The sequence below is a fragment of the Promicromonospora sukumoe 327MFSha3.1 genome (genome assembly GCF_000385135.1).
Taxonomy (GTDB): Bacteria; Actinomycetota; Actinomycetes; order Actinomycetales; family Cellulomonadaceae; genus Promicromonospora; species Promicromonospora sukumoe_B.
This window is the reverse complement of the sequence record NZ_ARQM01000018.1, coordinates 115,182-133,937: the sequence shown is the minus strand read 5'-3', so window position 1 is coordinate 133,937 and position 18,756 is coordinate 115,182. Positions and strand designations below refer to the sequence as shown.

Genomic DNA, 18,756 nt, shown 5'->3' with positions numbered 1-18,756 from the left:
CTTGCCTGCCCCACGGGGTGCGCGCCCGCCCACCCGGCGGAGCTGTCAGACGTACAGGTCACCCGGGTGACCTATACGCCTGACACGGTTAGTCGGCTTCGGCGGGCGGGAGCACCAGGGTGCGCACGGGCTCCTGGTTGCCCGCCCGGTCGGTCGCCGCGTACTCGATCACCTGGGGCACGTCGGACAGCGCCCGGCTGAACGGCTCGGCGAACGTGGCCCAGAACGTGTCCGGCCCCTTCCACCGGATGCTGTCCACGCCCGAGACGTCGTCGGCGGCGGCGAGGTTGATCTCGACTCCCCGCGGGCCCAGGCGCTTGGTCGTCACCTTGGTCCGCGGCGGCCGGGTGTCCACGCTGACCTCGCGGACGACGCGCCGCTCCCGCCCCGCCACGTCGACGGCGCGCGCGGTGACCGTGTGCACGCCGTCGGACAGCACCAGCGGTTCCCGCCCGGCGGGCGTCCACGGCCCGTCGTCGACGCGGACCTCGACGACCGGCTCGCCGACGTCGGCCCGTGCGGTGACGGTGAGCTCCGCCGGCCGGAGGTACCAGCCGCTGACGCCGGGCGCGTCGGCCGCGACGATCTCGACGCGCGGAGCGGAGCCCTCGTGCGTGGTGGTCGGCGCCCGCGACAGGAGCGCGGCCTCCTCCGCGGCCCGGACGTCGGACCCGGGCCCGCCGTCGGCCTCGGGCGGCCGCCCGACGCCGGAGCGCGCCGCCGCCACCAGCACCCCGCGCCCCTCCGCGGCGCTGAGCAGGCCGAGGTCCACGAACTCGTGCGTCGTGCGCAGCACGGCCTCGACGAACGCGGAACGGTCGGCGAACCCGCCGTCCGACCACAGCACGTCGAGGAACGTGCGACCGTCCGCGCGCGCCGCGTTCGGCACGCCCGAGTCCGCCGCGGGGCCGGTCCCCGCGAACGCGATCCGCGCGTCGGACCGGCGCAGGTACATGTGGTACCTGGCGTCGGACCCGGACCACGTGGGCTCCAGGACGAGGTCGCCGAGGCGCCACGTGCCGTCGTCGGCGGAGGTCAGCGGGGCCGCCAGCGTGCCGCCGAGCCGCCGCCAGGTCGCGGCCTCCAGGGGCAGCCAGGTCGTGGCGGCGCTGCGGGCCAGCAGCACCGTCGGTCCGAGCTCCAGGGTGACCACCGACGTGTCGTCGGGGGCCGGGACCTCGCGCAGGGTGAGCGGCATGTCGATCTCGACGACGGTGCCGGGGCGCCAGTCGCGCCGCAGGGCGACGTACCCGCCGTCGGCCCGGACGGACTGAACCTCCCCGTCCACCGTCACGGTGAAGGCGCCGCCCGCGACCCAGGCCGGCACCCGCAGGCGCAGCTCCAGGTCGCCGGTCGCGTCGACCTCGATCCGGCTGCTGCCCTCCAGCGGGTAGTCCGTGCGCTGCACCAGCCGGACGTCCTGCTCCGCCCACACGGCCGTCGAGGCCACGTAGAGGTTGACCCAGACGACGCGCGCGGCACCGGCGAACGACCGGAAGTACACCGAGTCCTGGTACTTGACGTGGTTCTCCAGCCCCGTCCCACCGCAGCACGTGCCCACGTTGTCCCACTCGCGCAGCGCTCCCGGGTGCACGGGGAACATGTACGTCACCTCGGGCGAGTCGTCCGAGTCGGCGTCGCGCCGCGAGCCCAGGATCTGGTTGGTCACGGCCCGCTCGTAGTAGTCCGCGAACCGGGCCTCGCCCGTGCGCTCGAACAGGGCGCGGGCGATCTTGAGCATGTTGTAGGTCACGCACGTCTCGGCGTTCCGGTTGCCGATGTCGCCCGCGACGGCGCCCGCCGGCCCCCACAGCTCGTTCTCGCCGGAGCCCCCGTGCGCGTAGGTGCGCCCGGGCACGAGCATGTCCCACAGGTGGACGACGGCGTCCGTGTACCGCGCCTCGCCGGTCAGGTCGCCCAGGGCGAGGTAGCCGAGCAGCGTCGCGGCGTGCTGGTTGGCGTGCATGCCGTCCAGCTCGTCGCGGCCCGCCGCCGCGAACTCCAGCAGGGTGTCGAGGTCGAACAGGCGCGCCGTCTCGACGAACGTGCGGTCCCCGGTGAGCACGGTGAGGTCGCACAGCACCTCGTTCATGCCGCCGGCCTCGCCTGCGATGTACAGGGCCCACATGGCCGCGCGCTGCTCCGCGGGCAGCGCGGACAGCCGCCCGTGCACCCACCGGCCCATCCCGGCGGCGACCTCCAGCGCCACGGCCGAGCCCGTGTGGCGGTGGGCGTCCAGCAGCCCGGCCATGATCTTGTGGCACGTGTAGTACGGCGCCCAGATCTCGCCGTAGGGCGCCAGGCCCTCCAGGCGGGAGAACTGCCACTCGCCGTAGGCGGCCAGGAACCCGGGGTGGCTGTACCGGCCGGTCGCGGCCAGCGTCTCCTGGACCTCCCGCAGCCCCTCGACCATGTCGTCGACCTTGGCCTTGAGCTCGGCCCGCTCCGCGGCGTCGCCCGGGCCGCCGGCCGCGAGCGCCAGCATGGACAGGAAGTGTCCCGCGTAGTGGCCGCGCAGCAGGTTGGCGGTGGGCGCGGCCTCGCGGCCGGGGTAGTCGTCCGGGCCCCAGGCGTCCTCGTCGGGGTGGCCGAAGTCCTCCCAGCCGCCCGGCGGCAGCGCGCCGCGCGTGTCCAGCCCGGCGTTCGCGCGGAAGACGGCGAGCAGCCGGTCGACGGGGTAGACGCGGGCCAGGTGCAGCATCTGGTCGCGGGCGCGCGTGAAGACGCCGCCCGTGACCTCGACGTCGGCCAGCGGGAACGGCTCGGCCACCCGGGTCCCCACGCCCGGCGAGGAGAGCAGGGCCTCAGGCATCGCCGATCCGCTCCGCGGTCCAGCGCTCGATACCGGCGGCGTCGATGGGCAGCGCGTCCGAGAGCACCTCGGCGCCGTCGGCGGTGACCAGCAGGTCGTCCTCCAGACGCACGCCGATGCCGCGCAGCTCGGGCGGCACGGTCTCGTCGTGGGCGTGGAAGTACAGGCCGGGCTCGACCGTCATCACGACGCCGGGGGCCAGGGGCGCGGCCTGGTACGCCTGGTAGTCGGAGTGGGCGCAGTCGTGCACGTCCAGCCCCAGGTGGTGGCCGATACCGCAGACCAGCCAGCGCCGGTGCTGCTGCCCGCCGGGGGAGAGCGCCTCGTCGACGGAGACGTCGAGCAGCCCCCAGTCGTGCAGCCCCTGGGCGATGACCTCCATGGCCGCGAAGTGGAAGTCCAGGTATTCCACGCCGGGCCGGATCTGTGCCATGCCGGCGCGGTGCGACTTCTCCACCAGGTCGTGCACCTGCCGCTGGATCGGGCTGAAGGTGCCCGACGGCGGGATGGTGCGGGTCACGTCGGCCGTGTACAGGGAGTTGGCCTCGACGCCCATGTCGAGCAGCAGCGGCATGTCGGGCAGGATCGGGCCGTCGCACCGCACCCAGTGCAGGGTCGGGGCGTGCGGTCCGGAGCCGACGATCGTCGAGTAGCCCGGCCCGTTGCCGAACGTGCGCGCGTGCCGGTCGAACGTGCCCTGCAGCCAGCGCTCGCCGAGCCCGCCGACGGCGCGCGGCACCTCGCGGGCCACGGCGTCGAACCCGGTCACGGTGTGGTCGATCGCCTCGCGGAGCTGGCCGATCTCCCAGTCGTCCTTGATCATCCGCAGGTCGGACAGCGCACGGACCAGGTCCTCGGACGGTTTGAGGCCGAACCGGCGCACCAGGTCCTCGTCGACCGACGGCGAGGCGAGCGCGCCGTCCAGCTTCTCCAGCACGCCGTCCAGCGCGGCCCGCGGCTCGACCGCGATGCCGAACGCCTCGGCCCACGCGGCCAGGTCGGGGGAGGGCCCCACCCAGAGCTCGCCGTAGGCCGCGTTGCCGAAGAACGCGCTCTCGCCCGGCTTGGCGGGCGGCGGCAGGTACAGCGTCGCGTCGTGCCCGCCGTCGGCCGCCCGCAGCACCAGGACGCCGTCCTCGGCCTGCACGCCCGTGAGCCACACGAAGTCGCTGTCGGCGCGGAACCCGTACATCGCGTCGCCGTTGCGCAGCGGCGCGCGCCCGGCGCCGACCACGGCGTCGCGCGCGCCGATGCGCTCGGACAGGCGGCGGCGGTGGTCGGCTGCGGCCTCCGGCGCGCCGGGGATCACCGGGACGACGACGTCCGGCGCGCCCCAGCCGCGGGCCATGTGGGCGTTGAACGCGTCGCTCTCGGCCAGCCGGGGCGCGCGGGTGCCGGCGTACGGGGGCCGGCCAGGGGTGTGGTGCGTGCTCATCGAATCTCTCCTCCTCGGTCGCGGACCAGCTCGCGCAGGCGCTCCAGCACGCGTGCGTCACCGATCCCGTCGTGCTCGTACTCGTTGGTGACCCAGGCCTGCGCCGACCCGACCCGCGAGAGCGTGTCGAGCTGCAGGCCGGAGTCCACGAACATGTCGTCGTGGTAGACGATCGCCGCCAGGGGCACCTCGTTGGCGGCCAGGCGGTCCAGGTCGTACAGCGGCGACCACTGCTCGCGCGCCGCCAGCTCGTGCACCGCCCCGGCGAAGGGCCGCAGCAGCCGGATCTCGTCGAACATCCACGGGAACGCCATCTCGCCCGTGAACAGCAGCGGACGGCGGTCCGCGTCGAACTCCGGGCGCCGGTCCCGCTCGGCCTGCGCCGCCCAGCCCGTGGGGCCGTTTCCGCCGTGCCCGTAGATCGACTCCTGCAGCGTCCAGAACAGCGGCCCGTCCGCCTGCGCGGTGCGGACCATCGCCTCCTGCAGGAACCCCGTCGACAGCCGGCCCGGCGCCGCGAACGCCTTCTCGACGAACCAGTGCAGGCGCTCCGGCCCCGGCTTCATGCCCAGGTCGATGCCCATGGACTGGAACCGGTGCACCGTCAGCACGTCGCCGTCCGGCAGCAGGACGTCGCCCTCGGCCAGCCGGTCCGCGATCGCCGCCACCGCGTCGACGTCGGCCGGGTAACGCCGGTAGAACGCCGCCGTCTTGCTCGCCACCCGGCCGAACGTGCGGCGGTAGACCTCCGCGGCGTCCGGCGGCGTGCCCGGGATGCCGCCCGCCACGTAGCAGGCGCGCAGCGCCTCGGGCGCGAACGACAGGTACGTCAGCGTGATCCACCCGCCGAAGCTCTGCGCCAGCGTCGTCCACGGCCGCCCGCCGTACACCTGACGGCGCACGTCCTCCAGGTCCGCGACGATCGAGTCGGCCCGGTAGCACGCCAGCAGGTCGGCGCCCTCGCGCGCGCCCAGCCCCGCCAGCGCCTCCCCGTCCAGCGGCGAGCTGCCGCCCGTGCCGCGCTGGTCCACGAACACCACGCGGTGGTCACGCAGCGCCACGTCCAGCCAGCCGTCCCGCCGCAGCGGCCGCGGGTTGGCCCCGCCCGGCCCGCCCTGCAGGTACACCAGCAGCGGCAGGTCCTCGTCGGCGCGCGTCGGGTCCACCAGCTCGCGGACCAGCAGCGTCACCTCGCCCGCCAGCCGGCCCGACCGGTCCAGCGGCACCGCCAGGCGGCGCTCGCGGACGCCGATGCCCGGCAGCAGGTAGGTGGTCCAGCCCGCGCTCATGCCGAAGCTCCCGCCGCGAGGGCCGCGTTGCGCCGTCGTTCCCGCTCCCACTCGGGGCGGATGCGGGGCACGGCGTCGAGCAGCTTGCGCGTGTACTCGTGCTGTGGCGCGTCGAAGACGGCGTCCCGGTCGCCCTCCTCGACGATCCGGCCCTGCGTCATCACCGCGACGCGCGTGGCGATCTGCCGCACCACGGCCAGGTCGTGCGCGATGAACAGGTACGTCAGGCCCTCCTCGCGCTGCAGCTCGCGCAGCAGGTTGATCACCTGGGCCTGGACGGAGACGTCCAGGGCGGAGACGGCCTCGTCGCACACCACCACGCGCGGCCCGACGGCGAGCGCGCGGGCGATGCCGATGCGCTGCGCCTGGCCGCCGGAGAACTGCGCCGGGTACTTCTGCGAGTGGTCCGGGTCCAGCCCGACCCGCTCCATGAGCGACCGGGTGAACGCGCGGGCGCCGCCCGGGATGCTCCGCTGCTGGTAGAGCAGGGGCGCGGTGACGATGCGCTCGACGGTGTGCCGCGGGTTGAGCGAGGAGTAGGGGTCCTGGAAGACCACCTGGACCTCGCTGCGGAACCGGCGCAGGTCGGCGCGGCCGAGCCCGGTGACGTCCTCGCCGTCGAGCTCGACGGTGCCCGAGGTGACGTCGAGCAGGCGAGCGGCCAGGCGCGCCGTCGTCGACTTGCCGGAGCCCGACTCACCGACCAGGGCGAGGGTGTCGCCCGCGTTGATCTCGAAGCTCACGTCGTCCACGGCCCGGAACGTGTCCGGACGGCGCAGCAGGCCGCCGGTGCCCAGCACCGGGAACTCCTTGACGAGGTTCGTGGCTCTCAGGAGCGGCGTGCTCATGCGGGGCCTCCGTCCTTCTTGTCGTTCGCCGCGGCGTCGCCGGCGCCGCCGGCCGTGACCGCGCGCAGCGCGCCGATCTCGTCGTCGATGCGCGGCACCGCGTCGAGCAGCGCCTGGGTGTACGCGTGCCGTGGGTCGGTGAAGATCTGCTCGACGGGCCCGCGCTCGACGCACACGCCGTCCTTCATGACGACGATGTGGTCGGTGACCTCGCTGACCACGGCCAGGTCGTGCGTGATCAGCACCAGGCCGGTGCCGGTCTCGCGCCGGATCTCCTGCAGCAGGTCGAGGATCTGCGCCTGCACGGTGACGTCGAGCGCCGTGGTGGGCTCGTCGGCGATGAGCAGCTCGGGCTCGGTGCTCAGGGCCATGGCGATCATGACGCGCTGGCGCATGCCGCCGGAGAACTGGTGCGGGTAGTGGTCCACGCGCCGCGCGGCGTCGCGGATGTGCACCCGCTCCAGCGCCTCGATCGCGACCCGGCGGGCCACGCGGCGCGTGGTGCCGGGCCGGTGGGCGCGGTACGCCTCCTCGATCTGGAGCCCGACCGTGTAGTACGGGTTCAGCGAGGACAGCGGGTCCTGGAAGACCATCGCGATGCGGTCGCCGCGCACACGGCGCAGCTCGGCCTCGGACAGCCCGACCAGCTCCTGGTCGCGCAGGCGCACACTGCCGGTGCGCTGCGCGGCCCGCGGCTGCAGGCCCATGATCGCCAGGCTGGTCATGGACTTGCCGGAGCCGGACTCGCCCACGATGCCCAGCGCGCCGCCGGGCTCCAGGTCGAGGTCGAGCGAGCGGACGGCGTCGAGCGGACCGCGCGGGGTGGGGAAGGTGACGGTGAGGTCGCGTACCTGCAGGAGCGTCATGCGTTCACCCGCACTCTCGGGTCGATGGCGGTGTAGACGACGTCGACCACGATGTTGCCGACGACGACGAGGAACCCGGCCAGCAGGGTGACGCCCATGATCACCGGCTGGTCGTTGCGGGCGATGGAGTCGGCGGCCATCTTGCCCACGCCGTTGATGCCGAACACGGTCTCGGTGATCAGGGCGCCGCCGAGCAGGCCGGCGAAGTCCATCCCGAAGATCGTCACGATCGGCGTCAGGGCCGGCCGCAGGGCGTGCCGGCGCCAGACCAGCGGCTGGGCCAGGCCTTTCGCGTAGGCGGTGCGCACGTAGTTCTCGCGCAGCACGTCGAGCACGTTGGCCCGGGTCAGCCTCGTGTAGGCGGCCGCGTAGCCGACGGCGAGCACGATCCACGGCATGACGAAGTTCGCGAACCACTGCCCGGGGTCGTCGGCGAACGCGACGGCCTGCGGGAACGGCAGCCACTGCAGCTTGACCACCAGCACGTACTGGAGCACGAGCGCCAGCACGTAGTTGGGGATGGACATGCTGGTCAGCGTCAGGCCGGTGGTGAACCGGTCGAGGAACGTACCCTCCTTGACGGCGCTGAGCAGGCCGCCGGCGAGACCGGCGAGCAGCCACAGCACGGCGGCGCCCACCGCGATCGTCGCGGAGACCGGCAGGCGCTGGATGATCATGTCCCAGACGGCCTGGCTGGACTGGAAGGAGTAGCCGAGGCAGGGCGCCGCGCACTCGACGGCGCCGACCCCCTCGCCGTACGTGCGACCCGCGAAGATGCCGACGACGAAGTGGAAGAACTGCGTCCAGAACGGCTGGTCCAGCCCGAGGTTGCCGCGGATCTGGTCGATGACCTCCGGCGTGCAGTTCTTGCCGCAGATCTGCACCGCCGGGTCCGGCGACAGCGCGAAGAAGACCAGGTACGTGAACAGGCAGACCAGCAGCAGCACGCCGAGGCCGGAGGCGACTCGGGTGATCAGGAACCGGGGCATCAGCGGCCCTCCTGGGCGTCGACGACGGCGCGCAGTCGGTCGCCGAGCACGGTGAACGAGAGCACGAGCAGGAACAGGAAGACGCCGGGGAAGACGAAGTACGCGGGGTCGACGGCGTACCACTTCACGGACGCGGCGATCATCTGGCCCCAGCTCGGCTCGGGCGGTACGACGCCGACGCCGAGGAAGGACAGGCCGGCCTCGGTGCCGACGTAGCCGGGCACGGCGAGGGTGGCCATCACGATGATCGTGGAGCGCAGGTTGGGCAGGATCTCGCGGAACACGATGCGCGTGCCGCTCGCCCCGGCAGCCCGGGCGGCCTCGACGAACTCCCGCTGCGCGAGCGACATGGTCTGCCCGCGCACGATGCGCGCCAGGTAGGGCCAGCCGAACACGGAGATCACGACCACCAGCAGCGTGGACCGGTTGCCCGCGGGCAGCGCCGAGAGCACCGCGATCATGAAGATGAGCGCGGGGAACGCCATGAGGAAGTCCATGACTCGCGAGATCACGAGGTCGACGCGGCCGCCGAAGTAGCCGGCCACGAGCCCGAGCGAGACGCCCAGCACGGTGGTCAGCGCGGTGGCGGACAGCGCGATGCTCATGGAGACCCGCGCGCCGTAGACGATGCGCGCGAAGATGTCGCGGCCGCTGCCCGGTTCGACGCCGAACCAGTGCTCGGCGCTGACGCCGCCCCACGGGCCGATCGGCATGCCGCCGAGGTTGGGGTCGATCGCGGTCTGGTCGAACTCGTACGGGGTCCAGCCGCTGATGGCGGTCAGGACGGGCGCGAAGATCGCGACGAGCGTGACGAGCACGATGTAGCCGAGGCCGAGCATCGCGCCGACGTCGCGGCGCAGGGCCTGCCAGGTACCGCCGGCACCCGCCCGGAGGGCGCCGGCGGCTGGTGCCGCCGGCGCCTCGGGGGTGTCGCCGGACCCGGCTGCCACGGCCTGGGCGGCCGTGAGGTCAGTCGGGGTGGACGTCATGGATCAGCCCTTCTCTGGGTCCTTGAGGCCGACACCGACGTAGTCGATGCCGCCGCTCGCGGCGTTCGCCGAGGAGTACAGCCCGGTGACGTTCTCACCCGGCAGCAGCACCGTCTTGGCGACCATCAGCGGGACGATCGGCGCCAGCTCGAGGATCTCCTCGTCGAGGGCGCCCCACTGCTCGTTCGCCGCGGCGATGTCGGTCATGGCCCCGATCTCGTCGATCCGGGCGTTGACGTCGTCGTCGTTCAGCTGGGCGAGGTTGTTGTTGCCCTTCTCGTAGATGTTGCGGCCGTCGAACAGCGGCGGGATGAAGGTGGCCGCCGACGAGGCCCAGTCCGGGCACCAGCCGGTGATGGCGGCGTCGTGCTGCTGCGACGGGGTGCCGATGGTCTCGTAGTACGTGGAGGTGTCGATCAGGTTGAGCTCGACGGTGATGCCGATGCGCTCGAGCGACTGCTGGACCGACTCGGCCTGGGCCTGCATCGACTCCTGCGAGCGGATGTCGAGGGTCAGGGTGAACCCGTCGGACAGGCCGGCCTCGTCGAGCAGCTTCTTCGCGGCCTCGACGTCGCCCGTGCCGCCCTCCGACGGGTACAGGTCGAAGTCCTTGTGACCGGCGACCGCCGGCGGGATGATCGTCGTGGACTGGGCGCCGAGCTGCGTGCCGCCGCTCGCGTTCACGATGGCGCTACGGTCGATGGCGTAGCTGATCGCCTGGCGCACCCGTACGTCGTCGAGCGGCTTCTTGGTGGTGTTCAGGCCCATGTAGGTGGTGCAGATGCCGTCGAACTGCAGCACGCGCTCCTGGAGCCGCGGCGTCTGCAGGCGGGGGAGCGTGGCCGGCTGGATGATGCCGGCGATCGCGTTGACGTCAGTGCCCTGCCCGGCGATGAGGCGCTCGTCGATGGTGGCCGGGTCGAGGCCGATGGTGAACTCCCAGCCGTCCGGCTTGGCGGCGCGCACCTCGTCGGTCGCGGCGTCCCAGCTCTCGTTGCGTGTCAGCTTGATGGTGCTGCCCGGCACGTACTCGGCCAGCTTGTAGGGGCCGGAGGCGACGATCTCGTGGATGAACTCGTCGCCGGCGCCGCTGCCCTCGGGGAACGGGGTCGCGTTGACCTGGGAGACGACGGCGTCGAACTCGGGGAACGGCTTCTTCAGGTGGAAGACGATCGTCTTCTCGTCCGGGGTCTCGATGGTCGGCAGGTCACCGGTCTTGTAGGGACCCTCGTAGTCCTCGGGGGCGTCGATCACCTGCTTGAGGTACGGGGAGCCGATGCCGACCTCCGGGTCCCAGGCCCGCGAGACGCCGAACTTGACCTCGGCGGACGTGATCGGGTCGCCGTTCTCGAACTTCAGCCCGTCCTTGAGCGTGTAGGTCCAGGTCAGGCCGTCGTCGGACACCTCGCCCAGGGACTCGGCCAGGTCCGGCACGATCGCGGTCGGGTCGTCGGCCGAGCCCGGCGCGGACGTCGTGAGCTGGCGGTAGACGAGCCGGTAGAAGTTGTTCACGCCGCCGTCCCAGCCGCGGGCCGGGTCCAGGTAGGAGAAGTCGGCGTTCTGCAGCACGTGGACGGTGCCGCCCTCGGCGGGCTCTGCGTCGAACCCGCCGGCCCCCGAGGAGGCGGAGGGGTTCTGGCCGCCGCCGCCGCACGCGGCGAGCGCGAACGTCGTGGCGACGGCGATGACTGCCGTCGTTATCCGGTGGTGCTTCACGGTGTGGCCTCTCGGTCGGTGACTTGCGTCTTTGGTCGTACGGGTAGGGCCCCGGCGCGGCCGTGGTCGTCGTCGACGCGGCCCGCCTTCGATATGTGATGCGTGATATGTTACTGAGACGGTACCGCAGTGTCGATGGGATGAATGTAAACGTCGCGTTTCGGCGGGATAACGCCAGTTCCGGCGGGCGAAAGTCCGGCGAACCAGGCCACGCTCAGGTACCCTCTGGCGGCATTGACGACGGGTTTCCTGTCGTGTGTAATATTCTACTGTCAGAGCCTGACCCCACTGGAGAGCACCATGAGCTCAGCATCATCGACCCCGTCGGTCCGTCGCCTGGCGCCGGTCGCGAGCCTGCGCGAGCAGGTTCACCGCGCCCTCGTGGCCGCGATCGTCGCCGGCGAGCTGGAACCCGGCGAGCTCGTCTCGGTGCCGACGCTGGCCGCGCGCTTCGACGTGTCCGCGACCCCCGTGCGCGAGGCCGTGCTGGACCTGGAGCGGCGCGGGTTCCTCGAGGCGGTACGCAACAAGGGCTTCCGCGTCACCCGCGTGAGCGACCAGACGCTGCGGCACGTCGCCGCCGTCCGCATGGTCATCGAGCCCGTGTGGATGGAGCGGCTGGCCAAGTCGTTCCCCGTGGGGCAGCTCGGGGAGTTCCGGGCGCTCGCCGACGAGATCGTCGAGGGTGCGCGCACCGGGGACCTCATCGCCTACCTGCAGGCGGACCAGGCGTTCCACCTGCGGCTCATGGGCCTGCTGGGCAACCCGGTGGCCGGTGAGATCGTGGCCGACCTGCGCGACCGCGCGCGGCTGCTCGGCCTGTCCACGATGGTCGCGGGCGGCACCCTGGCCAGCTCCGCCCAGGAGCACCACGAGCTGCTCGACCTGCTCGCGGCCGGCGACGGCCCCGGCGCCAAGGCGCTCATGGAGCGGCACATCGGGCACTCGCTGGGCACGTGGGCGGGCAAGCCCGAGGACTGAGCGGTAGCGCCGGGTCAGTCCGGCGGCCGGGCCGCGGGCCCGGGAGAGACACAGAGACAAGAGACAGCGGAGCGATGGAGGGGGTGGAAGTGGCTGCGGACGTCGTCATCGTCGGCGCCGGGATCGTGGGCGCCGCGTGCGCGCGCTCCCTGGCGCTCGCGGGTGCCTCGGTGGTGGTGCTCGACCGCGGGGCCGCGGCCGCCGGCACCAGCGCCCACGGCGAGGGCAACCTGCTGGTCTCGGACAAGGGTCCGGGGCCCGAGCTGGTGCTCGCCCAGGAGTCGCTGCGCCGGTGGGCAGAGCTCTCCGGCGAGCTGGCGGACGAGCTGGGCCCCCGGTTCCCGTCGATCGAGCACGACGCCAAGGGCGGCCTTGTCGTGGTGGCCTCGGCCGCGGGCCTGACCGGCCTGCGCGAGTTCGCCGCCGCGCAGCGCGCCGTCGGCGTCGACGCGGTCGAGGTGACCGGCGACCAGGCCAGGGAGCTGGAGCCCGACCTCGCGCCCGGCGTCCTGGGCGGCGTGCACTACCCGCAGGACGCCCAGGTGCAGCCGGTCGCGGCCGCCGAGGCGCTGCTCGCCTCCGCGCGCCGCGCGGGCGCCGTCGTCCGCACCGGGGTGGAGGTGACCGGGCCGCTGCTCGGCGCCGACGGCCGGCTGACGGGCGTCGCCACCACGGGTGGCGACGTCGCGGCCGGGGCCGTGGTCGTGGCGGCCGGGCCCTGGTCCGGGGAGGTCGCCGAGCGGCTCGGCGCGTGGCTGCCGGTGCGGCCGCGGCGCGGCACGGTGCTGGTGACCATCCCGATGCGCGAGCGCATCCACCACAAGGTGTACGACGGCGACTACTTCGCCGCGACCCAGTCCGCGGGCGCCGAGCTGCAGACCTCCGCCGTGATCGAGTCGACGCGCGGCGGGACCGTGCTGATCGGGTCGAGCCGGGAGCAGGTCGGGTTCGACGAGCGCTTCCGCGCCGAGGTGCTCCGGCAGATGGCGCGCCGGGCCGTGGCCGTGTTCCCGTTCCTCGCCGGCACGAACGTGATGCGCTCCTACCTGGGCTTCCGGCCGTACATGCCGGACCACCTGCCCGTGGTCGGCGCCGACCCGGCGCTGGACGGGCTGTGGTTCGCGACCGGGCACGAGGGCGCGGGCGTCGGCCTGGCCCCCGCGACCGGCGACCTGCTGGCCGCCGGGCTGCTGGGGCTGGACCCGGCGGTCGACCCGGCGCCCTACGCCGCCGACCGGCCCACGCTCCAGGCGCTGCGGCCCACCCCCGACGTGTCGGACGCACAGGTCACCTTAGGGAACCGTGCGTCTGACACGTCGGAGAACGCTCACGAGGGGGCACGACCATGACTTCGCACCGCATGCCCGCCGGCTCGGACCCGGCGCGGCCGGGCCCCGACCACCCGCTGACCATCTGGGTCGACGGCGAGCCCGTGCCCGGTACGGCCGGGCAGACCATCGCGGGCGTCCTGCTGGGTGCCGGACGGCGCCAGTGGCGCACCACCAGCCAGGACGGCGCCCCGCGCGGCGTGTTCTGCGGCATCGGCGTCTGCTTCGACTGCGTCGTGGAGGTCAACGGCCTGCGCGACGTGCGGGCGTGCCTGCGGCGCGCGCAGGACGGCGACGTGGTGGCCCGGCAGGGCGCCGGGCCAGAGGCGACCCCGTGAGCGGCGCGCCGTCCCGGCACGTCGTCGTCGTGGGCGCGGGTCCCGCGGGGCTCGCCGCCGCGCACGCCGCCGCCCGCGCCGGGGCGCGGGTCACGGTGCTCGACTCCGCCGACGTGCTCGGCGGCCAGTACTGGCGGCACCTGCCCGCGTCGCGGCCGGCCGCGAACGAGCGCGTGCTGCACCACAAGTGGGGCACCTACCGCGAGCTGGCCCGCGCCCTGCACGCGCACCCCGCCGTCACGGTCGTCCCGTCCGCGCAGGTGTGGTCCCTCGAACGGCTCGACGACGGCGTGCGCCTCAACGTGCTCGTGGGGGAGCCCGACGCCGCCGGCCGCGAGGCCCGCACCTTCGAGCCCGACGCCCTCGTGCTCGCGCCCGGCGCCCACGACCGGACCCTCCCGTTCCCCGGCTGGCAGCTCCCCGGCGTCTACTCCGCCGGGGCGGCGCAGGCGCTCGCCAAGGGGGAGCGGGTCGCCGTCGGACGCCGCGTCGTCGTCGCCGGGGCCGGGCCGTTCCTGCTGCCCGTCGCGTCCTCGCTGCTGCGCACGGGCGCCGCCGTCGTCGGCGTGCACGAGGCGAACGGGCTCGGTTCGCTCGCACGCGGCTGGCTGGACCGGCCCTGGGAGCTGGTCGGCGCGGCCGGCAAGGCCGGCGAGCTGGCGGGCTACGTCCGCGAGCTGGTGCGCCACCGCGTGCCGTGGCGACCCGGCGAGGCCGTGGTCGCCGCGCACGGCGACGGCCAGGTCGAGGCGGTCACCATCGCGCGGCTCGACCCGCGCTGGACGCCCGTGCCCGGCACCGAGCGCCAGGTCGAGGCCGACGCCGTGGCCGTGAGCCACGGGTTCACGCCGCGGCTGGAGCTGGCGATCGCCGCCGGGTGCGCGCTGACCCCGGCCCGGTTCGTGGTGGTCGACGCCGCGCAGGCCACCTCCGTGCCGGGCGTGTGGGCCGCGGGCGAGCTCACCGGCATCGGCGGGGCCGACGCCGCGCTCGCAGAGGGCGCCGTCGCCGGCACCGCCGCGGCCGGGGGCGACCTCCGGGCCGCCGGGGCCGCCCGGACGGCCCGCGCCCGGGACCGGTCCCGCGGGTTCGCGGCCCGGATCGAGGCCGCCCACGGCATCCGCGGCGGGTGGGTGCACTGGCTGCGCGACGACACCGTCGTCTGCCGGTGCGAGGAGACCACCTACGGGCGGCTGCGCGAGGTGGTCGACCTGACCGGCTCGCGCGAGACCCGCTCCGTGAAGCTCACCAGCCGCGCCGGGCTCGGCCCGTGCCAGGCCCGCATGTGCGGCCGCACGCTCCAGGAGCTGCTGGACGACGGCGGGTCCGGTGCCGGTGCGCCCGGACCTGCGTGCGAGGGCCCGGCGCCCGGCGTCGACCGCCGTCCGGTCGTCGTGCCGGTGCGGCTCGGCGACCTGGCCGCGCTGCCCGCGCCGTCCGCCTCCCCGCTCGATCCTTCTTCCTCCATGACATCCCTTCCCACGACTTCTCTTTCCGCAGCATCGCAACCACAGGAGACCTGACATGAACCAGCGATTCGACCTCGGCGGCGTCATCGTCGCCACCACGCTCGCCTTCAAGCCCGACGAGTCCGCGCCGGCCGGCCTGGCCGTCGACTACGAGAAGTTCGCCGCGCACTGCGAGTTCCTCATCGACAACGGCTGCCGCGGCGTCGGCCCGAACGGGTCGCTGGGCGAGTACTCGTCGCTCACCGACGACGAGCGCCGCAAGGTCATCCAGACCGCCGTCAAGGCGGTGGACGGCCGCGGCCTGGTCGTCGCCGGCGTGCACGGCGTGGGCTCGCACCAGGCCAAGCACTGGGCCGAGCTCGCCAAGGAGGACGGCGCCGACGGCGTGCTGCTGCTGCCGCCCACGATCTACCGCGCCAACCGCTCCGAGGTGATCGCCCACTACGCCGCCGTCAACGAGGTCGGCCTGCCGATCATGATCTACAACAACCCGATCGACACCAAGGTCGACCTGACGCCCAGCATCCTGGCCGAGCTCGCCCAGCTCGAGAACGTCGTGGCCGTCAAGGAGTTCTCCGGGGACGTGCGCCGCGTGCTGGAGATCAAGGAGCTCGCCCCGGACCTCGACGTCATCGCGGGCGCCGACGACCTGCTGTTCGAGTCGCTGGTCGCGGGCGCCGTCGGCTGGTTCGCCGGCTACCCGAACGCGTTCCCGCGCGAGGCCGTCGAGATCTACACCCTGGTCTCCGAGGGCAAGATCGACGAGGCCCGCGAGCTGTACCGCCACCTCGTGGCCGTGTTCCGCTGGGACTCGCGCACCGAGTTCGTTCAGGCGATCAAGCTCTCGATCGACATGGCCGGGCAGAGCTACGGTGGGCCCACCCGCCCGCCGCGCGGCCCGCTGTCCGCGGAGCACGAGGCACAGGTGCGCAAGGACACCGAGGCCGCGCTCAGCTACATCGCCTCGCGCTGACCCAACCGGCCCCCACGGAACGAGCACAGGAGCGACATGCGCAGCAGCAGGACCATCACGGCCGTCGACTCGCACACCGAGGGCATGCCCACCCGCGTCGTCACCGGCGGGGTGGGCCCCATCCCGGGCGAGACCATGAACGACCGGCGGCTGTACTTCATGGAGCACATGGACGAGCTGCGGCACTTCCTGATGAACGAGCCGCGGGGGCACGGCGCGATGAGCGGCGCCATCCTGCAGCCGCCCACCCGGTCCGACTGCGACTGGGGCGTCGTCTACATCGAGGTGTCCGGCTGTCTGCCCATGTGCGGGCACGGCACCATCGGTGTGGCCACCGTGCTGGTCGAGACCGGCATGGTGGACGTCGTCGAGCCGGTCACCGAGATCCGGCTCGACACGCCCGCCGGGCTGGTCGTGGCCAAGGTCGCCGTCAGCGACGGCCACGCCGACTCCGTGACCATCGAGAACGTGCCCAGCTTCGTCACGGCGCTCGACCAGACGGTCGAGGTGCCGGGCTACGGCACCGTGCCGTACTCCATGGCGTTCGGCGGCAACTTCTACGCGCTGGTCGACCTCGACGACCTCAAGCTCCCGTTCGACCGCGAGCGCCAGCAGGACCTGCTGTCCGCCGGGCTGGCGATCATGGACGCCATCAACGAGACGGCCATGCCGAAGCACCCGGAGCTCGACGGCGTCGAGGGCTGCCACCACGTCGAGCTCATCGCCCCCGGCTCGGACGCGAAGCTGTCCCGGCACGCGATGGCCATCTACCCGGGCTGGTTCGACCGGTCGCCGTGCGGCACCGGCACGTCCGCCCGCATGGCCGAGCTCTGGGCGCGGGGCGAGCTGGCGCTGGAGACCGACTTCGTCAACGAGTCGTTCATCGGCAGCCGGTTCGTCGGGCGCCTGGTGGGGGAGACCACGGTCGCCGGCGTGCCCGCCGTGCTGCCCACCATCACCGGGCGGGCCTGGGTGACCGGCACCGCCAACTACCTGCTCGACCCCAGCGACCCGTTCCCCACGGGTTTCGTCTTCTGATCCTGTTCTCTGATCCCGGCCTTTTCTTGAGGAGCCCAGACATGACCGCCACCGCGGCGTCCGCACCCGACCGCACCGTCGACGACGTGGCCCGCACGGCCGCGGCGGCCTTCGCCGGGCTGGCCCAGGTCGCCCCCGCGGCCCGGGCCGCCGCCCTGCGCCGCGCCGCCGCGGCCCTCGGGGAGCACGCCGACGAGCTCGTGGCCACGGCCCAGGTCGAGACCGGCCTCGCCGAGGCCCGCCTGCGCGGCGAGCTCAAGCGCACGCAGGTGCAGCTCCGGCTCTTCGCCCACGTCGTGGCCGACGGCGCCTACCTCGACGTCCGCCTCGACGAGGCCGACCCCGAGTTCGTGCTGGGGCCCCGTCCCGACCTGCGCCGCGCCCTGTGGCCCGTGGGCCCCGTGCTCAACTTCGCGGCCAGCAACTTCCCGTTCGCGTTCTCCGTGGCCGGCGGCGACACCGCCGCGGCGCTGGCGGCGGGCTGCCCCGTGATCGTCAAGGGGCACCCGGGGCATCCGTGGCTGTCCGAGCGGACGGCGCAGATCGTGTCCGGCGCGCTGGTCGAGGCGGGCCTGCCCGAGGGCACGCTCCAGCTCGTCACGGACCAGGACGCCGGCGTGGCGCTGCTGGAGCACCCGTCCGTGCGGGCGGCGGCCTTCACCGGCTCGCAGCGCGTGGGCCAGCTCCTGGCCGCCCGGGCGGCCGCGCGGCCCGACCCGGTCCCGTTCTTCGGCGAGCTGGGCAGCGTCAACCCGGTGCTGGTCTCGGCTGCGGCTGTGGCGGAGCGTGGCGGCGAGCTGTTGGGGGGCTACGTCGCGAGCGTGTCCGGCTCGGCCGGGCAGCTCTGCACCAAGCCGGGCTTCCTGCTCGTCCCGGAGGGCACGGCGTACGACGACGCCGTGGTCGCCGCCGCGGCCGACGTGCCCGAGCACCGGCTGCTCAACCCGTCGATCGCCGACGGCTACGAGCGGCGCGTCTCGGCGGTCCTGGGGGCGGACGGCGTGCGCGTGGTGCGCCCCGGCGGGTTCCGCCGCGACGCCGACGGCCAGGCCTGGGTGACGCCGACGTTCGTGTCGGTGCCGCTGGACGTGCTCCGGGGCGCCGGGGAGGCGGTGCTCGACGAGGTGTTCGGGCCGTTCTCCGTGATCGTGGAGTACCCGCGCGGTACCGACCTGGCCGCCGTCGTCGGCGAGCTGTTCCCCGGAAACCTGACGCTCACCCTGCACCTCGGGGGAGGGGAGACGGGCGCGGAGCAGGGCGCGCTCGTGGCGGCGCTGGGGCGCTTCGCGGGGCGCGTGCTGCTGGGCGGCTGGCCCACGGGCGTCGCGGTCACGCCCGCGATGCAGCACGGTGGGCCGTCGCCCGCGACGACGACGGACGGCACGTCGGTGGGCACGGCCGCGATCGGCCGGTTCCTGCGCGGGGTGACGTTCCAGGACGCGCCGCAGGAGCTGCTGCCGGCGCCGCTGCGCGACGACAACCCGTGGGACGTGCCGCGCACGGTCTCGCCGCGGGGCGCGTCGGCGGAGTGGTGAGCTGAGCGGGCTGCGGCGTTCGGCGGGTTGCTGAGCGCGTCCGGTCTGTTCGGCGGTTGGCTGGGTCGTGTTCCGTCGTCGGACGCTGGGCTGGGTGCGTCCGGTCTGTTCGGCAGTGGGCTTGGGCGCGCCCCGTCATCCGACACCGGG

At 73.7% G+C, this 18,756-nt stretch carries 15 protein-coding genes; 7 read left to right on the top strand and 8 right to left on the bottom strand.

All coding sequences use genetic code 11. The features are described from left to right. Nucleotides 1–88: 88 nt before the first annotated feature. Genes H291_RS31915 through H291_RS0127610 form a run of 8 tightly spaced genes read right to left on the bottom strand, consistent with a single transcriptional unit; the run spans nt 89 to nt 10,944 of the window. Entirely contained in the window at nt 89–2,812 is a 2,724-nt protein-coding gene (locus tag H291_RS31915) for a beta-L-arabinofuranosidase domain-containing protein (protein WP_020018279.1), read from the bottom strand. After that, a complete protein-coding gene (locus H291_RS0127640) occupies nt 2,805–4,247 on the bottom strand; it encodes an aminopeptidase P family protein (protein WP_020018278.1) in 1,443 nt (480 codons plus the stop codon). Before H291_RS0127640 ends, H291_RS31915 begins: the two co-directional genes overlap by 8 nt. Next, nucleotides 4,244–5,536 carry an alpha/beta fold hydrolase gene (locus H291_RS0127635; RefSeq protein ID WP_020018277.1) on the bottom strand — a complete coding sequence of 431 codons (1,293 nt, stop codon included), beginning with the start codon at nt 5,534–5,536 and terminating at the stop codon, nt 4,244–4,246. Before H291_RS0127635 ends, H291_RS0127640 begins: the two co-directional genes overlap by 4 nt. After that, entirely contained in the window at nt 5,533–6,384 is an 852-nt protein-coding gene (locus H291_RS0127630) for an ATP-binding cassette domain-containing protein (RefSeq protein ID WP_020018276.1), read from the bottom strand. The genes H291_RS0127635 and H291_RS0127630 overlap by 4 nt, the downstream gene beginning before the upstream one ends. Continuing rightward, on the bottom strand, nt 6,381–7,250 hold the full coding sequence (locus H291_RS31910; RefSeq protein ID WP_020018275.1) for an ABC transporter ATP-binding protein: 870 nt from the start codon (nt 7,248–7,250) through the stop codon (nt 6,381–6,383). The genes H291_RS0127630 and H291_RS31910 overlap by 4 nt, the downstream gene beginning before the upstream one ends. After that, nucleotides 7,247–8,239 (bottom strand): ABC transporter permease, encoded by a 993-nt coding sequence (locus tag H291_RS0127620; protein ID WP_020018274.1) that lies wholly within the window; start codon nt 8,237–8,239, stop codon nt 7,247–7,249. The genes H291_RS31910 and H291_RS0127620 overlap by 4 nt, the downstream gene beginning before the upstream one ends. Next, complete coding sequence (locus H291_RS0127615) at nt 8,239–9,228, bottom strand: ABC transporter permease (protein ID WP_020018273.1); 990 nt, start codon at nt 9,226–9,228, stop codon at nt 8,239–8,241. Before H291_RS0127615 ends, H291_RS0127620 begins: the two co-directional genes overlap by 1 nt. 3 nt (nt 9,229–9,231) lie before the next feature. Beyond that, nucleotides 9,232–10,944, bottom strand: a complete 1,713-nt coding sequence (locus tag H291_RS0127610; RefSeq protein WP_020018272.1) for an ABC transporter substrate-binding protein — start codon at nt 10,942–10,944, stop codon at nt 9,232–9,234. Nucleotides 10,945–11,244: 300 nt separating this feature from the next. Here H291_RS0127610 and H291_RS0127605 point away from each other — a divergent pair, with 300 nt between their 5' ends. The 7 genes from H291_RS0127605 to H291_RS0127575 all read left to right on the top strand — a co-directional run bounded on the left by H291_RS0127605 (nt 11,245) and on the right by H291_RS0127575 (nt 18,606). After that, nucleotides 11,245–11,925 carry a GntR family transcriptional regulator gene (locus tag H291_RS0127605; RefSeq protein WP_026366195.1) on the top strand — a complete coding sequence of 227 codons (681 nt, stop codon included), beginning with the start codon at nt 11,245–11,247 and terminating at the stop codon, nt 11,923–11,925. An 89-nt stretch (nt 11,926–12,014) separates the two neighbouring features. After that, nucleotides 12,015–13,274, top strand: a complete 1,260-nt coding sequence (locus tag H291_RS0127600; RefSeq protein ID WP_020018270.1) for an NAD(P)/FAD-dependent oxidoreductase — start codon at nt 12,015–12,017, stop codon at nt 13,272–13,274. Then, a complete protein-coding gene (locus H291_RS31905) occupies nt 13,271–13,591 on the top strand; it encodes a (2Fe-2S)-binding protein (protein ID WP_051109651.1) in 321 nt (106 codons plus the stop codon). Before H291_RS0127600 ends, H291_RS31905 begins: the two co-directional genes overlap by 4 nt. Further along, on the top strand, nt 13,588–15,114 hold the full coding sequence (locus tag H291_RS0127590) for an FAD/NAD(P)-dependent oxidoreductase (RefSeq protein ID WP_020018268.1): 1,527 nt from the start codon (nt 13,588–13,590) through the stop codon (nt 15,112–15,114). Before H291_RS31905 ends, H291_RS0127590 begins: the two co-directional genes overlap by 4 nt. Nucleotide 15,115: 1 nt before the next feature. Continuing rightward, nucleotides 15,116–16,033, top strand: coding sequence for a dihydrodipicolinate synthase family protein (locus H291_RS0127585; protein ID WP_020018267.1), 918 nt, complete (start codon nt 15,116–15,118; stop codon nt 16,031–16,033). Between the two features lie 36 nt (nt 16,034–16,069). Beyond that, nucleotides 16,070–17,071 (top strand): proline racemase family protein, encoded by a 1,002-nt coding sequence (locus H291_RS0127580; protein WP_020018266.1) that lies wholly within the window; start codon nt 16,070–16,072, stop codon nt 17,069–17,071. Between the two features lie 41 nt (nt 17,072–17,112). Continuing rightward, entirely contained in the window at nt 17,113–18,606 is a 1,494-nt protein-coding gene (locus tag H291_RS0127575; protein ID WP_020018265.1) for an aldehyde dehydrogenase family protein, read from the top strand. Nucleotides 18,607–18,756: the final 150 nt, after the last annotated feature.

Bases quoted from the DNA above. Each gene is read 5' to 3' on its own strand.
- H291_RS31915 (WP_020018279.1), bottom strand. From the start codon at position 2,812: ATGCCTGAGGCCCTGCTCTCCTCGCCGGGCGTGGGGACCCGGGTGGCC.
- H291_RS0127640 (WP_020018278.1), bottom strand. From the start codon at position 4,247: ATGAGCACGCACCACACCCCTGGCCGGCCCCCGTACGCCGGCACCCGC.
- H291_RS0127635 (WP_020018277.1), bottom strand. From the start codon at position 5,536: ATGAGCGCGGGCTGGACCACCTACCTGCTGCCGGGCATCGGCGTCCGC.
- H291_RS0127630 (WP_020018276.1), bottom strand. From the start codon at position 6,384: ATGAGCACGCCGCTCCTGAGAGCCACGAACCTCGTCAAGGAGTTCCCG.
- H291_RS31910 (WP_020018275.1), bottom strand. From the start codon at position 7,250: ATGACGCTCCTGCAGGTACGCGACCTCACCGTCACCTTCCCCACCCCG.
- H291_RS0127620 (WP_020018274.1), bottom strand. From the start codon at position 8,239: ATGCCCCGGTTCCTGATCACCCGAGTCGCCTCCGGCCTCGGCGTGCTG.
- H291_RS0127615 (WP_020018273.1), bottom strand. From the start codon at position 9,228: ATGACGTCCACCCCGACTGACCTCACGGCCGCCCAGGCCGTGGCAGCC.
- H291_RS0127605 (WP_026366195.1), top strand. From the start codon at position 11,245: ATGAGCTCAGCATCATCGACCCCGTCGGTCCGTCGCCTGGCGCCGGTC.
- H291_RS31905 (WP_051109651.1), top strand. From the start codon at position 13,271: ATGACTTCGCACCGCATGCCCGCCGGCTCGGACCCGGCGCGGCCGGGC.
- H291_RS0127585 (WP_020018267.1), top strand. From the start codon at position 15,116: ATGAACCAGCGATTCGACCTCGGCGGCGTCATCGTCGCCACCACGCTC.
- H291_RS0127580 (WP_020018266.1), top strand. From the start codon at position 16,070: ATGCGCAGCAGCAGGACCATCACGGCCGTCGACTCGCACACCGAGGGC.
- H291_RS0127575 (WP_020018265.1), top strand. From the start codon at position 17,113: ATGACCGCCACCGCGGCGTCCGCACCCGACCGCACCGTCGACGACGTG.